Here is a 14,238-nt window from a genome sequence, read left to right on the forward strand (position 1 = left end):
GGGCCGATTACGCCTACGGCGAAATCCTCGCCGTCGTGACCGCCTGACCGGTGCGCCGTCCGCCGCGCCGACGAAATTCGTTCCGCCTCCCCTACTGACAGGCGGCGGCCGGGGACATAGAGTCGGCTTGTGAAATGGGGCACAACAGAAGCGCGAGCGGAGGTGTATCGCCGTGGAGCGTCGGCGAGTTCGGTCATGCGCGTGATTTACCTGCTCGGGAGGGGACGCAGCGGAAGCACGATCGTCGGGAAGGTGCTCGGCGCGCCGGACGGGTGGTTCTCGGCCGGTGAGGTGCGGACACTGTGGGACCCCGTGCTCGTCCAAGACTCGCCGTGCGCCTGCGGCGAGCCCGTCAGCAGGTGCCCCGTCTGGTCGCGGGTGCTGGCGCGGTTGGAAGACCTGGACCGCGGCCGGGTGGCCCGGTGGCAGCACGAGGTGCTGGGCGAATCCCGGTTGCCGCGTCTGCTCAAAGGCGGGAGCTGGCCGGCGCTCGAGCGCTACCGGGAGGCCATGGCACGGGTCTACGCCGCGATCACCGAAGTGACCGGGTGCGAGACCATCGTGGACACCTCTAAGCGGCCGTCGTACGCGATGGTCGTCCGCGGCATGCCCGGCGTCGACCCGTACTTCGTGCACCTGGTCCGCGACCCGCGGGCCTCCGCGTACTCCTGGCGCGCCCGGCGCTACACCGGCGCCGCGGGCGCTCCGGTGCGAACACGCGGGGCGCTCGACGCCACGCTGCGCTGGGACCTGCTCAACCTCGGCTCGGAGACGGTGCTGCACCGCGCCGGCACGGACCGGGGGATGCGGCTGCGGTACGAGGACTTCGCCGCCGCGCCCCGCGCGGCGGTGGACGCGGTCGCGGCCCTGGCGGGCACGCCGCCGACCGGTTCGGCGTTCCTGGACGACCGCACGGTGCAGGTTCCGGCGAGCCACGCCATCGCCGGCAATCCGTCCGGCCGGGCTGCCGGACGGGTCACCGTCCGGCCCGACGGCGAGTGGCGGGCGAGCCAGCGCCCGTTGGACCGGTGGCTGGCGAGCGCGGCGGCCCTGCCGTTCCTGCGGCGGTACGGCTATCCGCTGCGCTCGGCCGACCGGTGACCGGCGGTACGCGGCGGTCGTCCCACAGTCCGAAAGGGCTATTCAGAAGACGGATCCACAAGGGTCCTGGTTCGTCGGCGGTGGTCGCATCTCGACATGGAACCCATACGGGACATTTGCCCACCGAACGGTTCTTCCCTTGCAATGGACCCCGTTGGTGCCCAATGCCGCTGTACTGCGGTGATCCCGTTCCCGGCGGTACTATGTGAAGCGTCCCATTGTTCCGCCGATTGCAGCGAAGGAACGTGACAGCAGCATGGCCCCCGACCGAAAGCGTCGCTCCGCAGGCATACTGGCGTCGATCGCCGCCGGCGTCCTGAGCCTGCCCCTGCTCGGAGCTCCCGCACACGCCCAGCCGCCCGACCCCGCCGAGATCCTCTCGGCCGACATCGACTCATACGGGATCGCACTCGGTCCCAACGAGTCGGCGACCGTCGAGGTCAACATCACCGCCCGCCACGACACCGGGATCAGGCATCTCGCCTGGGCCACACTGGAGGGACCCGACGGCACCAATCTCTGGGACTTCGGCAGCGGGCGCTGCGTCGAAGTCACCGACACCCGGGCCGACTGCACCTTCGAGTTCACCCCCGAGGCGGGCTCGGAACTGAGCAACGCCTCGGCCGGGCGCTGGACGCTGGACGCAATGGTGATTCCCGGACAGGTCGGTTCCGGGTACGAGTACTGGTACGCAGCCGGCGGCCACCCCGACTCCTGGGAGCGAAACCTCGACAGCTTCTACATCAAACGCGACTCGAAGATCGAGATGGACCTGTCGCCGCCGGTGACCAGCCCCGGAAACACGGTGAGCACGATCGGCTCCCTGGAGTTCGCCGACTGGTCCTCCGGCAGCGGCTACACCGGCGAGAGCGGACACCCGGTGAAGCTGGCGTTCCGGCCCTACGGCAGCTCCTACATCCAGTACCTCGACGACCTCACCACGTACAGCAACGGCGTGCTGTGGGGCTACGGCGTAGCCCAGGAGGACGGATACTGGTACTTCGCCTACCAGGGGAGCGACACCACCGAATGGGTCTACTCGCCCGTCGAGTACGTCAACGTCGTCGACTAGCAGGGTCGGTACGCCCGCGACCCCCGTTCCCGCCCGACTCGTCTTCGGCCGACGGCCGAAGACGGCGGCGGGTGCGGGGCGGGTGCGACCGCCCGACGCGCCCCGTCGGGCACGGAAAAAGGGACCATCGCCACGATGATCCCCGATACGGCGAATGCCGGTTCGTGGTGGAGCTAAGGAGATTCGAACTCCTGACCTTCTCCATGCCATGGAGACGCGCTACCAACTGCGCCATAGCCCCTTGGGATGCTCCGAAGCATCGGAACCGGGACCAGTTTACACACCGTTGAAGTCTGCTCCCCAGCCAGGTCCTGGAGATGCCGGTCACGCCGTTAGGCTGGGGGTTCGGTCGAAGCGGAGGAGGTTGTGGCTTGATTCCCCACCATGCCGTCGACGGGTCCGGCGAGGCGGTTGTCGCGATCGGTTCGCTGGGCGCCACGCTGGAGATGTGGGGACCGCAGGTCGGGCCGCTGAGCGAGCGGTTCCGGTTGGTGCGGTTCGATACGCGGGGGCACGGCGGGAGCACCGCCGTGCAGGCCGGTCAGTGGTCGGTCGAGGACCTGGCCGACGACGTCGCCGAGCTGATGGACTTCGTCGGTGCGCCGTCGGCGCACCTGGTCGGGATCTCCCTGGGCGGGGCGATCGCCATGACCGCGGCGCTGCGGCATCCGGGGCGAGTACGAAAACTCGCGCTCATGAGCACGGCGCCGAAGCTCGGGACGGTCGAATCGTGGCGCGAGCGGGCCGCCACCGCCCGGGCCGAGGGGTGCGGCGCCCTCGCCGACGGTGCGATGCAGCGCTGGTTCACGCCGCGGTTCCGCGAGTCCGACCCCCAGGTGGTCGCCGACATCCGGCGCCGTTTCGCGGCCTGCGACGCCGAGGGGTACGCCGCCTGCTGCGAGGCGCTCTCACGGTGGGACCTGCGGGGCCGGCTCGGTGGTGTCGAAGCGGAGACACTGGTCGTGTACGGGACCGAGGACGAGGTCACGACCGCCGCGGACGCCGAGGCCATCGCCGCCGAGATCGACCGCGCCCGAATCGAACCGATCGAGGGCGCCCGGCACCTGGTCCCGACCGAACGCGCCGACGAGGTCAACCGGCTGCTGCTGGACTTCCTCGGCGAGTGACCCGGCCCATACGGGCCGGGCGCGTCTCGCGCTAATCCCAGATCAGGCCGGGGGCGTAGCGGCGGGGCCGGAGCTTCGCCACCAGTTGGGCCGCCACGTCGAAGAGCCGTCCGGTCGAGCCGGGCGGGCCGACCAACTGGACCGTCGCCGGGACCCCGTCGCCGCGCATCCCGACCGGGACCACCAGGGACGGCAGGCCCGCCAGTCCGAACGGGGCGGTGAACGCCGCCGCCGAGGCCAGGTGGACGACGTTGGAGCGGAGCGTCTGATCCGACCACCGCTCGGCCGCCGGGGACGGGCCCGGCAGCCCCGGGGTGACCAGCAGGTCGTAATCGGACTGGTCGAACCAGTCCTCCAGATGCCGCCGCACCCGGCCGCCGTCGCCGAGCACGCCGCCGAAGAGCCCGCGCAGGTACGTCTTCTCGCCCAGGGCCGCCATGCGCCTGGTGCGCCGCTGGAGCCCGTCCGGGCCGCACTTGAGGCTGCGCAGGTACGCTGCGCACGACCACGCGCCGGACGAGGCACCGGCCAGGCGCGGGCCGAACCTGGGGCGGGAGCGGAACGTGTCGTGGCCCAGGTCGGTCAGGCAGCGCACCGCCCTGAGCAGCGATTTTGTGGCCTCCTCGTCGACGCGGGCCGGGAGCGCGACGCCGTTGGTCGCCGCGATCCGCAGCCGCCCGGGGTCGCCGGTCGCCCGCGGCGCCCGGTGCGTCAGCGCCGCGTACGCGAGCGCGGCGTCGTCGACGGTGGTCGCCATGACCCCGACGTGGCCGCCGAGCCAGTGGTCGGGGTCGGTGTTGATGTCGGCCGGTACGTGTTCGGGACTGTAGGCCACCAGTCCGCAGGCCGCGGCGGCGGTGCGGACGCCGCCGGCCGAACCGGGGCCGTCCAGGCCGATGCCGATCGGGGCCGCGCCGACGGCCACGGCCAGGGCGGTTCCGCCGCTGGGGCCGCCGACGCCGCGGTCGGGCCGCCACGGGCTGGCCGGGACGTTGCCGTCGTCGTCGGTCGCCGGCCACAGGCCCAGTTCGGAGGAGCGGCCGAAGCCGGTCACGACGGCGCCGGCGCCGCGGATGCGCTGCACCGCCTGGTGGTCGGTCTCGGCGATCGGCAGCACCGTCGCGTTGGATCCCAGGCGGGGGGCGTGGCCGGTCACCGGGAGCTGCTCGCACACCGCGACGGGCACTCCGGCGGCGGGCAGCGCCGACCGGTCGTCGATCTGGTCGACCGCCGCGGCCTCGGCCAGGGACTCGACCTTGCGCACCGAGGTGAGCGCGTCGGCCGACTCCCGGTACACCTCGATCCGGCGCAGGTGGTGGTCGACGACGACGGCGGCGTCGGCGTCGCCTCGCCTGACCGCCTTGGCGATCTGGTGCGCGGTAGTTCCCGACCAGCTCACGGCACGTCCTTTCAGAGACTCGGTGTTCGTTGGGATTTCGGGGCGGCCCGGCCGCCGTGGTTCAGCCTCCGAGGGCCTGGCGCAGGTCGGCCAGGAGGTCGTCGGGGTCTTCGATGCCGACCGAGAGCCGGATCAGGTCGGCCGGCACCTCGAGTGCCGATCCGGCCGCCGAGGCGTGGGTCATGCGGCCCGGGTGCTCGATGAGGGATTCGACTCCGCCGAGCGACTCGCCGAGGGTGAACAGCTCGGTGCGGTTGCACGCTTCGACCGCGGCCTGCTCGCCGCCGGAGTGGCGGAACGAGACCATGCCGCCGTAGCGGCGCATCTGCTTGCCGGCGACCTCGTGGCCGGGATGGGTGGACAGGCCCGGGTACAGGACCTCGGCGACCGCGTCGTGGCCGGCGAGGAACTCGGCGACGGCCTCGGCGTTGTCGCAGTGGCGGTCCATGCGGGCGGCGAGGGTCTTGACGCCGCGCTGGGTCAGCCACGAGTCGAAGGGTCCGGCGACGGCGCCCATGGAGTTCTGGTGGAATCCGATCGGTTCGGCGAGGGCGTCGTCGCCGACGACGATCGCGCCGCCGACCACGTCGGAGTGTCCTCCGAGGTACTTGGTGGTCGAGTGGACGACCGCGTCGGCGCCGAGCGCCAGCGGCCGCTGCAGGTAAGGGCCGGCGAAGGTGTTGTCCACGACCAGGAGCGCGCCGTGCTCGTGTGCGAGGCCGGCGAGCTCGGCGATGTCGGCGAGGTTGAGCAGCGGGTTGGTCGGGGTCTCGGCCCAGACCATGCGCGCGCCTTCGCGGACGCGTTCGGCCACGGCGCCGAGGTCGGTGATCGGTACCGGAGCGTACCGCAGGCCCCAGCGGGAGGTGACCTTGTCGAACAGCCGGAACGTGCCGCCGTAGGCGTCGTCGGGGATGACCACCCGGTCGCCGGGTTCGAGCAGGGCCCGCAGGAGGGTGTCCTCGGCGGCGAGACCCGAGGCGAACGCGAAGCTACCGGTGCCGCCTTCGAGGTCGGCCAGGCAGGTCTCGAGGGCGGCGCGGGTGGGGTTGCCGGAGCGGGAGTAGTCGTAGCCGCCGCGCAGGCCGCCCACGCCGTCCTGCTTGTAGGTCGAGACCTGGTAGATCGGCGGTACCACGGCACCGGTGAGCGGGTCCGGCTCCTGGCCGGCGTGGATCGCGCGTGTGGAGAATCCGTGGCCCTCGTGCATGCCCCTAACGCTAACCGACCGACTGGGCGGTGGCCATGCATAGCCACGCTAGGCTGCAGGGGATACGTACCTTCTTCACTTAGGGGCTGCCTCATGGGCTTCGACGAAGTACACAAGATGGACATCACCGGCAACGGCCACGAGGAGACGGTGGGCGTGCGCCGCAACGAGGACGGATCGGTCGAGTACCACGTGGACGTCGACGACGACGGCGTGGCCGACATGAAGGCGGTCGACCGGGACGGCGACGGCGTGATCGACAACGTCCTGCTCGATCAGGACGGCGACGGCAAGTTCGACTCCGCGGCGGTCGACTCCTCCGGCGACGGCGAACTCGACACGATGGTCGACAAGGAATAACCCCGATCGGACTTCGGGGCCGGGGCGCCCCGAACGGGGCGCCCCGGCCCCGCCTCAACCCTGGGCGCGTTCGGCCGCGGAGCGCAGAATGCAGAACTCGTTGCCTTCGGGGTCGGCCAGCACCGCCCAGCCCCGGCCGTCGGGCCTGCGGTGGTCGTCGACGAGGGTGGCGCCGAGGCCGAGCACCCGCTCGACCTCCTCGTCGCGGGTCGCGCCCTCGGGCTCCAGATCGAGGTGCAGGCGATTCTTGACCTGCTTACCCTCGGGAACGTTGATGAAGAGCAGTCCGGGACGGCCGTCGCCCGGACCGATGTAGTTCTCCTCGTGCTCGGGCTCGTTGGGATCCTCCGGGTCCTCGCCCCAGCCGGTGACCTGCTCCCAGAACTTCGAGAGCGCGTACGAGTCGCGGCTGTCGACCGCGACCTTCCGGATGATTGAAACCATGCGTTCAAGCTAATGTTCCGCGTCGCCGCCTGGCGACCGTATTTCGCCCGTGCCACACTTGCCGGATGGCCACCAAGATCCATCCGGTCCTGAAGCACCCCATCGAAGGCCCCGCTCCGGGCGAATCCGAGATCGCCTACTTCGGTATGGGCTGCTTCTGGGGCGCCGAGCGGCTGTTCTGGCAGACCAACGGAGTGTGGACCACCTCGGTGGGCTACATGGGCGGGGACACCGCGAACCCCACCTACGAGCAGGTCTGCACCGGCACGACCGGGCACGCCGAGACCGTCCGGGTCGTGTTCGACCCCGAACAGGTCCCTTACGAGCAACTGCTCAAGGTCTTCTGGGAGAACCACGACCCGACCCAGGGCATGCGGCAGGGCAACGACATCGGCTCCCAGTACCGGTCGGTCGTCTTCACCACCACGCCCGAGCAGGGCCAGATCGCCGAGGCCACCAAGCGGGCGTTCGAGCCGCGCGTGCGCGAGGCGGGCCTGGGGCCGATCACCACCGCCGTCGTCCCGGCCGGCCCCTACTGGCTCGCCGAGGACTACCACCAGCAGTTCCTGTTCCACAATCCCGGCGGCTACTGCAACCACGGCCCCAACGGTCTCTCCTGCCCCGTCGGCGTCATGCCCGCGCAGGCCGAGGTAAGGCCCCCTGAGGGGCCTTAGGCCGAGGAGAGGTAAGGGCTCCGCGCCGGTTCCGACGCGATGTGCTGATGCACGGGCCCCGGCCTCAGCCGAAGACTTGGTGTCAACGGAAACGACGACACCAAGGAAACCCCGTGAACGACTTCGAACTGCACTACCTGTACAGCTCCCGGTCGCGCGAACTGATCGCCGAAGCCGACCACCGGCGCATCGCCGCAGCATGCGGCGACCGGGCCGGAGGCCGACGCCGGACCGGAGCCGCCGCGCGTCTCGCGGCCTACCTGCGCCGCAGCGTAGGACGGAGGGCCCGCCGCGTGCGCCGGTTCCAGACGGCGAAATAAAAACACCGGAACGTCATGAGGTCATGTCATGATTATCGACATGCCGCGCCTCGGTTCCGATCTCCCGCTCTTCGCCCGCGACCGTGAACTGGCGACGCTGCGGGACGCGCTCGACCAGGCCCGCTCCGGCCGACCGGCGGCCGTCATCGTCTCCGGCGACGCCGGAGTGGGCAAATCCAGACTCCTCCACGAATTCGACACCATCGCCGGCGACGGCGCCCTCACCGTCGCCGGCCACTGCCTCGACACCGCCGACTCCGCCCTCCCCTACCTGCCGTTCGCCGAAGCCGCCGGATCCCTCTCCCGCCTCCGGCCCGAGCTGGTCGCCGCCCATCCGGGCCTGCGCCCCCTCCTGCCCGGCCTGTCCGAACCCGCCGAAGGCGAACTCGGCCGCCTCGGCCTGTTCGAGGCCCTCCACACCGCCCTGGCCGACCTCGCCGCCGAGCAACCGGTCGTCCTGACCGTCGAAGACCTCCACTGGTCCGACCGCTCCAGCCGCGACCTGCTCGCCTTCCTCGCCTCCCGCCTGGTCGACCAGCGCCTGCTCATCGTCGGCACCTACCGCGCCGACGCCCTCCACCGCACCCACCCGCTGCGCCGGCTGCTCGCCGAGATGGTGCGGCTGCCCGCCGTCCAGCGCCTCCACGTCGACCCGTTCGACACCCAGCACGCCATCCACTTCGTCCGCGAGCTCAACAGCGGCCTCGACGAGGAGACCGTCGCCAAGATCGCCGCCGCCTCCGAAGGCAACGCCTTCCTCGCCGAGGAACTCGCCGCCGCCGAGACCCACACCGTCACCTTCGAACTCGCCGAGGTCCTCCTCGCCCGCACCGAGCGCCTGCCCGAGACCGCCCAACAGGTCGTGCGCCTGGCCTCGGCCATGGGCCGCCAGTTCACCTACCAGCGGCTCAACGCCGCGGTCTGGTCGTTGCTCGACGAGACCGGCATCAAATCCGAACGCGAACTCGACCAGGCGCTGCGCGCGGCCATCTCCCACGGCATCATCGTCCAGAAGAGCAACGGCACCTACGCGTTCCGGCACGCCCTGCTCCGCGAGGCCGTCTACACCGACCTCCTGCCGGGCGAACGCAGCCGCTACCACCACCGCATCGCCGAATCCCTGGCCGACGACACCCGCAAGGGCGCCGCCGCCGAACTCGCACACCACGCACACGAGTCCGGCGACCTGCCCACCGCACTGTCGGCATCGGTGCAGGCCACCCGGGAGGCCGTCGAACTGGCCGCCCCGGCCGAAGCGCTGCTGCACCTGGAGCGGGCGCTGCGCCTGTTCGACCGCGTCCCCGCCGAGCGGCGGCCCGACGGCGTCAGCGAACTTCGCCTGACCCTGATCGCCGCCGGACAGGCCGAAGCCTGCGGCGAGATCAAGCGGGCGCTGGCGTACTCCAGCGAGGCGGTCGCCCTCGCCGATCGGGACGAGACCCCGGTCCAGGCCGCCGCCTGCCGCCGCAAGTACGCCAAGCACCTGCTGGCCGTCGAGGGCAACGAGGAAGAAGCCCACCGGATCTGCGGCGAAGCATGGGACCTCGTCAAGGACGACGAGCCGCACCCCACCATGGCCTGGGTGCAGGCGGTCATGGCCCGCGCCTGCAACAGCCTGGGCGACCACGAGTGCGCCACCGGGTGGGCCGAGCGCACCATCGCCACCGCCGACGCGATCGACGGCACCGGACCCCACATCGCCGCCAAGGCCGACGCGATGATCACCGCCGCCTCGGCCGACTTCCGCACCGGCGGCGACATCGACCGGTCCGTCCAGCGCTGCCGACAGGCCCTGGAACTGGCCGGCGGTGGCGACTGGAAAGAGGTCGAACTGCGCGCCCACTTCGTTCCCGGCATCTTCTTCGTCGAACACGCCCGCATCGCCGAGTGCCTCGAATACTTCGAGCGCGGCCTGGCCCGCGCCCGCGAGACCGGACAGCACTGGAGCTCGTTCGGACTGGAAACCGCGGTGCGGCTGGTGGTGTGCAACTTCATCCTCGGCCGCTGGGACGAGGCCGACGCGGCCGGCGCGATCGCCTCCAGCGTCCTCCCCGGCGTCGTGGTCACCCGCCTCGCGGCGGCGGCGCTGCTGGTCGACGTCGCCCGCGGCCGCTTCGACGTCGCCGACCGGCGCCTGGCCTACCTCTCCGACCGCTGGCAGATCGACGGCCAGGTCCTGTGCCTGGCGGGCCTGTGCGGGACCGAACTGGAACGCTGGCGCGGCCGGCCCGAGCGCGGGGTCGAGATCGCCGAGCGCACCGCCGACCGGCTCCAGAACATGAGCGGCTACCACCTCGCCGGCGTGTCGGTGACCGTGGTCGGGATCGGCGCCGCCGCCGACCTGGCGCACCGCCGCCGCCGCGACGGCGACACCGACGGCGCCGAGCACGCGGTGCGCTCCGGCGAGCGCCTGGCCGACCGCGGCCGGTACTTCCTCTCCCACGGCCGCCCGCTGTCGGGCACGATCGGCCCCGAAGGCCGGGCCTGGGCCGCGCAACTGGAGGCCGAGGCCGACCGCCTCGACGGCGGAGGCGACCCCGACCTCTGGTGCCGGGTGCACGAGGCGTTCGCCTACGCCGAGGCCGGCGAAGGCGAACCGTACCGGCAGGCCTACGCCCAGTGGCGCCTGTCCGAGTCGCTCCTGGCACGAGGCACCCCCGACGACCGGGCCGAGGCCGCCGCGAACCTGGCCGAAGCGAAGCGGACCGCCGCCGGACTCGGCGCGACACCACTGCTCGGCGAGCTGACCGCGCTCTCCGAACGGGCCCGCCTCGACCTCCCGGGCAATGACTCCGGCCCGCTGACCCCGCGCGAGCTGAGCGTGCTGCGCCTGGTGGCGAAGGGCCTGACCAACCGGCGCATCGGCACCGAGCTCTACATCTCCGAGAAGACCGTCAGCGTCCACCTGTCGCGGGCCATGGCCAAACTCGAAGTCTCCAACCGCACCGAAGCGGTCAACGCCGCCCACCTGCGCGGATACCTCACCGAAGCCTGAGACGGCGCAACCGCGGGTGCATTGGCCGCCCGCTCCTCATCCCCCGGTGGTACACGGATTGACCTCCGTCGCCCGATGCCGACGCCGCCTCCCGGCCAGCAGCATTGCCACCATGAAACGGCGCAAGGCATTGAAGTGGACCCTCATCGGCGTCGGCGGGGGCGTCGGGGCCCTCGCGCTCGGCGGCGGGGGCACCGTCGCGTACCTGTACGGCACCGCCAAGCTCGACACGGTCGGCGAGGTCGACTTCGACACCGCACTGGCGGTCCCGCCGCTGGCCGAATCGGAGCTCGACGCCTCGGGCGCGCGCGTTTTCGATCTGGACATCCGGACGGGGCAGAGGCGGTTCCGCAACGGCCGCGCCACCGAGACCTGGGGAATCAACCAGGACTTCCTGGGCCCGACGATCAGGGCCCGGCGCGGCGAGGAGGTCGCGTTCACCATCGGCAACGGCCTGGAGGAGAACACCTCGCTCCACTGGCACGGCATGCACCTGCCGGCGGTCATGGACGGCGGGCCGCACCAGTGGATCGCGCCCGGCGAACTGTGGGCGCCCCAGTGGACGATCGACCAGCCGGCGGCTTCGCTGTGGTACCACCCGCACCCGCACGGGCGGACCGGCCGCCACGTCTACCGGGGCCTGGCGGGCATGTTCATCATCGACGACGAGGTGTCGGAGTCGCTGAACCTGCCGAGCACCTACGGGGTCGACGACGTGCCGTTCATCGTGCAGGACCGCAAGTTCGACGGCGGCAACCAGTTCGACGAGCGCTCCTCGTTCATGAGCACGCAGGGCGTGCTGGGCGACCGGATCCTGGTCAACGGCACGCTCGGCCCCTACTTCGAGGTGTCCACGCGGCTGGTGCGGCTGCGGCTGCTCAACGGCTCGAACTCGCGGCTGTACAACTTCGGGTTCTCCGACGACCGGCCCTTCTCGCTGATCGCGACCGACGGCGGGCTGCTGCCCGAGGCCTGGGAGACCGACCGGCTGCAGTTGTCACCGGGCGAGCGGGCCGAGATCGTGGCGGCGTTCGAGCCCGGAGAGACGGTCGACCTGCGTTCGTACCCGGCCGAATTCGGCTACACCGGCCCGTTCGGGCGCCTCAACGGCGGCGACGACCGGCTGGACGTCTGCCGGTTCCACGTCGCCGACGCGCCCGCCGACGAGACCGAGATCCCGGCGGCGATGGGGACCGCCCCGGACGTCGGCGGCGACCCGGTCGCTCGGGAGCGGTCCTTCCGCCTGGCGGGGTTCAACTCGATCAACGGTGAGCAGATGGACATGGAGCGCATCGACTTCGGCGCCCGGGTGGGCACCACCGAGGTGTGGGAGGTGCAGAACAACGACGGCTACCTGCACAACTTCCACGTCCACGACGTGCAGTTCCAGGTGCTCACCGTCGACGGCGACGAGCCGCCGCCGTTCCTGCGCGGCTGGAAGGACACCGTGCAGCTCGAGCCGCAGCGCCGGTACCGCCTGGCGATGCGGTTCACCGACTACTCGGATCCGAACCTGCCGTACATGTACCACTGCCACATCCTGATGCACGAGGACGCGGGCATGATGGGCCAGTTCGTGGTGCTCGGCGAAGGCGAGGAGATCGGCACCGTCCCCGAGGGCGGCGCCGCCCACGACCACACCTGAGTCGACCGGTCCGGCCGCTGCGGCCGGAGGCTCAACCGTACTGCTCGGCCGCCATCGCGGTCGCCTGGGCGATGACGACCTTCACCGGACGGCCCAGCGCCGCGGCCGCGGCCACCGCGTCCTCGTACTCCACCGAGGCGTTGACCACCTCACCGCCCTCGGCGGCGATCTTCACCCCGATCCGGTGCCCGCCGACCCGCACCGCGGTGTACCGGCGCTCCAGCGCGTACTTCTCGATCTCGTACGAACGCATTCCGATCGTGGTCGTATGGCGCACCAGCGCCGACCGCACCGCCTCGACCGCCTCGGCCCGGCACAGCACGTGCACCGTGTGCGCCGGCCGGCCCTTCTTCATCAGGATCGGCGTCAGCCACGCGTCCGAGGCGCCGGCCTCCAGCAGCGCCGCCAGCGCGCCCGGCCACAGCCGCGGATCGAAGTCATCCACATTGGTCTCGATCACCACCGGTTTCGGGGCGGCGGCACCGACCTCCCGGCCGACCACAATGCGCAGCAGGTTCGCCCGCTCGGTCGGGTCCTTCCCGCCGGCGCCCACGCCGATCCGCTCGACCACCATCTCCGGCATCGGGCCCCAGCCGCCCGCGCTCGATGCGATCAGCGCCGCGCCGGTCGGCGTGCACGACTCGTACGGCACCGCCCCCACCACCGGCGCTCCCGCCTCCGACAGGATCCGCAGCACCGCCGGGGCCGGCAGCGGGATCGCACCGTGCGAACCGCGCGTCGTCCCCGACCCGACCGTCACCGTCGAGGCGGTGACCCGGTCCGCCCCCAGCGCCTCCAGCCCCGCGGCCGCACCCACGATGTCGGCGATCGAGTCGAGCGCACCCACCTCGTGGAAATGCACCCGCTCGACCTCGATCCCATGCGCGGCCGCCTCGGCCGCAGCCAGGTGCCCGAATGCCTCCAGCGCCCGCGCCTTGACCCCGTCGCCCAGGCCCGCATCCTCGATCAGGCCCCGGACGGCCTGCCAGTGGCGGTCGAACGCCGCCTCAGGAGCCTCGACGTCGACCTTCACCCCCGCCAGGCCGTGCCGCTCGACCGACCGCGCGGTCAACCGGACCGGCTCGACACCCAGAGCGTCGACCGCCTCCTGCATCACCGCCAGGTCCACACCCGCGCCGACCAGCGCCCCCAGGAACATGTCGCCGCTCGCGCCCGCCGAGCAGTCCAACCACGCCTCGGTCACCGGTCCGCCTTCACATTCAAGATCCGCGAAGCGGCCACCGCCGCGCCGAAACCGTTGTCGATGTTCACCACCGTCACCCCCGGCGAACAGGAATTCAGCATCGTCAGCAGCGGAGCCAGACCGCCGAAGGCCGCCCCGTAGCCGACCGAGGTCGGCACCGCGATCACCGGCGCGCTCACCAGACCCGCCACCACGCTCGGCAGCGCCCCGTCCATCCCGGCCACGACGATCACGCACACCGCCTCCCGCAGCGCCGGGACCTGCTCCAGCAGCCGGTGCAGGCCCGCCACGCCGACATCGGCCAGCAGCACCGCGTCCAGCCCGTTCGCGCGCGCCACCAGCTCGGCCTCCTTGGCGACCGGCAGATCCGACGTACCCGCGCACACCACCGCCACCGGCCCGGTCTCCGGCTCGCCGAACGCCCCGACCGCCGCCGTCCCGGCCTCGCACGACGCCTCCGCACCGAACGCCTCCGCCACCGCCGCCAGGCACGCCTCGTCGCACCTGGTCGCGACCGCCGGCCGCCCCGGATGCGCCGCGCGCAGCACCCGCAGCGCATCGACGACCTGCTGCGGCGACTTGCCCGCCGCGTACACCGCCTCGGCCGACCCGGTCCGGGCCGGCCGGTCCGTGTCGATCTTCGCCCAGCCGAGGTCGGCGAAGCCGTTACTGTTCGTCTGCACGCCT

Annotated in this window: 13 protein-coding genes and 1 tRNA gene; 8 read left to right on the forward strand and 6 right to left on the reverse strand. The window is 71.8% G+C overall.

Going from position 1 to position 14,238, the window contains the following annotated elements:
- Positions 1-195: 195 nt before the first annotated feature.
- Positions 196-1,101, forward strand: coding sequence for a sulfotransferase (locus CUT39_RS06435; RefSeq protein WP_100445144.1), 906 nt, complete (start codon positions 196-198; stop codon positions 1,099-1,101).
- Positions 1,102-1,357: 256 nt separating this feature from the next.
- Positions 1,358-2,173 (forward strand): hypothetical protein, encoded by an 816-nt coding sequence (locus tag CUT39_RS06440; RefSeq protein ID WP_100445145.1) that lies wholly within the window; start codon positions 1,358-1,360, stop codon positions 2,171-2,173.
- Between the two features lie 165 nt (positions 2,174-2,338).
- Here CUT39_RS06440 and CUT39_RS06445 read toward each other — a convergent pair.
- A tRNA-Ala gene (locus CUT39_RS06445) sits at positions 2,339-2,414 on the reverse strand.
- 130 nt (positions 2,415-2,544) lie between these two features.
- Between CUT39_RS06445 and CUT39_RS06450 the strand changes: the two genes are divergently transcribed.
- Positions 2,545-3,300: an alpha/beta fold hydrolase gene (locus CUT39_RS06450; protein ID WP_198586925.1), complete on the forward strand. Its 756-nt coding sequence runs from the start codon at positions 2,545-2,547 to the stop codon at positions 3,298-3,300.
- 31 nt (positions 3,301-3,331) lie between these two features.
- Here CUT39_RS06450 and CUT39_RS06455 read toward each other — a convergent pair whose 3' ends face one another.
- Together CUT39_RS06455 and CUT39_RS06460 are read right to left on the reverse strand one after the other, a co-directional pair.
- Positions 3,332-4,699, reverse strand: coding sequence for an amidase (locus tag CUT39_RS06455; protein WP_157930514.1), 1,368 nt, complete (start codon positions 4,697-4,699; stop codon positions 3,332-3,334).
- A 61-nt stretch (positions 4,700-4,760) separates the two neighbouring features.
- Positions 4,761-5,909, reverse strand: a complete 1,149-nt coding sequence (locus CUT39_RS06460; protein ID WP_100445148.1) for a cystathionine gamma-synthase — start codon at positions 5,907-5,909, stop codon at positions 4,761-4,763.
- A gap of 93 nt (positions 5,910-6,002) precedes the next feature.
- Between CUT39_RS06460 and CUT39_RS06465 the strand changes: the two genes are divergently transcribed.
- Positions 6,003-6,269, forward strand: coding sequence for a hypothetical protein (locus CUT39_RS06465; protein ID WP_100445149.1), 267 nt, complete (start codon positions 6,003-6,005; stop codon positions 6,267-6,269).
- Between the two features lie 54 nt (positions 6,270-6,323).
- Here the strand turns inward: CUT39_RS06465 and CUT39_RS20180 are convergent, their stop codons facing one another.
- Positions 6,324-6,713, reverse strand: coding sequence for a VOC family protein (locus CUT39_RS20180; protein ID WP_157930515.1), 390 nt, complete (start codon positions 6,711-6,713; stop codon positions 6,324-6,326).
- A gap of 65 nt (positions 6,714-6,778) precedes the next feature.
- Here CUT39_RS20180 and msrA point away from each other — a divergent pair, with 65 nt between their 5' ends.
- From msrA to CUT39_RS06490, 4 genes are all read left to right on the forward strand, one after another.
- A complete protein-coding gene (gene msrA, locus CUT39_RS06475) occupies positions 6,779-7,387 on the forward strand; it encodes a peptide-methionine (S)-S-oxide reductase MsrA (protein ID WP_100445151.1) in 609 nt (202 codons plus the stop codon).
- Between the two features lie 113 nt (positions 7,388-7,500).
- On the forward strand, positions 7,501-7,707 hold the full coding sequence (locus tag CUT39_RS06480; RefSeq protein ID WP_100445152.1) for a hypothetical protein: 207 nt from the start codon (positions 7,501-7,503) through the stop codon (positions 7,705-7,707).
- Positions 7,708-7,747: 40 nt separating this feature from the next.
- Complete coding sequence (locus CUT39_RS06485; RefSeq protein WP_198586926.1) at positions 7,748-10,702, forward strand: helix-turn-helix transcriptional regulator; 2,955 nt, start codon at positions 7,748-7,750, stop codon at positions 10,700-10,702.
- 112 nt (positions 10,703-10,814) lie between these two features.
- Positions 10,815-12,347, forward strand: coding sequence for a multicopper oxidase family protein (locus tag CUT39_RS06490; protein ID WP_100445154.1), 1,533 nt, complete (start codon positions 10,815-10,817; stop codon positions 12,345-12,347).
- A 31-nt stretch (positions 12,348-12,378) separates the two neighbouring features.
- Here CUT39_RS06490 and larC read toward each other — a convergent pair whose 3' ends face one another.
- Positions 12,379-13,551, reverse strand: a complete 1,173-nt coding sequence (gene larC, locus CUT39_RS06495) for a nickel pincer cofactor biosynthesis protein LarC (RefSeq protein ID WP_100445155.1) — start codon at positions 13,549-13,551, stop codon at positions 12,379-12,381.
- The gene (gene larB, locus CUT39_RS06500) at positions 13,548-14,234 is read right to left on the reverse strand and encodes a nickel pincer cofactor biosynthesis protein LarB (RefSeq protein ID WP_100445354.1); all 687 of its coding nucleotides are present in this window, start codon (positions 14,232-14,234) and stop codon (positions 13,548-13,550) included. Before larB ends, larC begins: the two co-directional genes overlap by 4 nt.
- Positions 14,235-14,238: the final 4 nt, after the last annotated feature.

The sequence above is a fragment of the Glycomyces xiaoerkulensis genome, from assembly GCF_002798405.1.
In the GTDB taxonomy this organism is placed as follows: domain Bacteria; phylum Actinomycetota; class Actinomycetes; order Mycobacteriales; family Micromonosporaceae; genus Glycomyces; species Glycomyces xiaoerkulensis.

Excerpts from the sequence above, each read along its gene's own strand:
- CUT39_RS06435 (WP_100445144.1), top strand. The coding sequence starts at position 196 with ATGCGCGTGATTTACCTGCTCGGGAGGGGACGCAGCGGAAGCACGATC.
- CUT39_RS06440 (WP_100445145.1), top strand. The coding sequence starts at position 1,358 with ATGGCCCCCGACCGAAAGCGTCGCTCCGCAGGCATACTGGCGTCGATC.
- CUT39_RS06460 (WP_100445148.1), bottom strand. The coding sequence starts at position 5,909 with ATGCACGAGGGCCACGGATTCTCCACACGCGCGATCCACGCCGGCCAG.
- CUT39_RS06465 (WP_100445149.1), top strand. The coding sequence starts at position 6,003 with ATGGGCTTCGACGAAGTACACAAGATGGACATCACCGGCAACGGCCAC.
- CUT39_RS20180 (WP_157930515.1), bottom strand. The coding sequence starts at position 6,713 with ATGGTTTCAATCATCCGGAAGGTCGCGGTCGACAGCCGCGACTCGTAC.
- msrA (WP_100445151.1), top strand. The coding sequence starts at position 6,779 with ATGGCCACCAAGATCCATCCGGTCCTGAAGCACCCCATCGAAGGCCCC.
- CUT39_RS06485 (WP_198586926.1), top strand. The coding sequence starts at position 7,748 with ATGCCGCGCCTCGGTTCCGATCTCCCGCTCTTCGCCCGCGACCGTGAA.
- CUT39_RS06490 (WP_100445154.1), top strand. The coding sequence starts at position 10,815 with ATGAAACGGCGCAAGGCATTGAAGTGGACCCTCATCGGCGTCGGCGGG.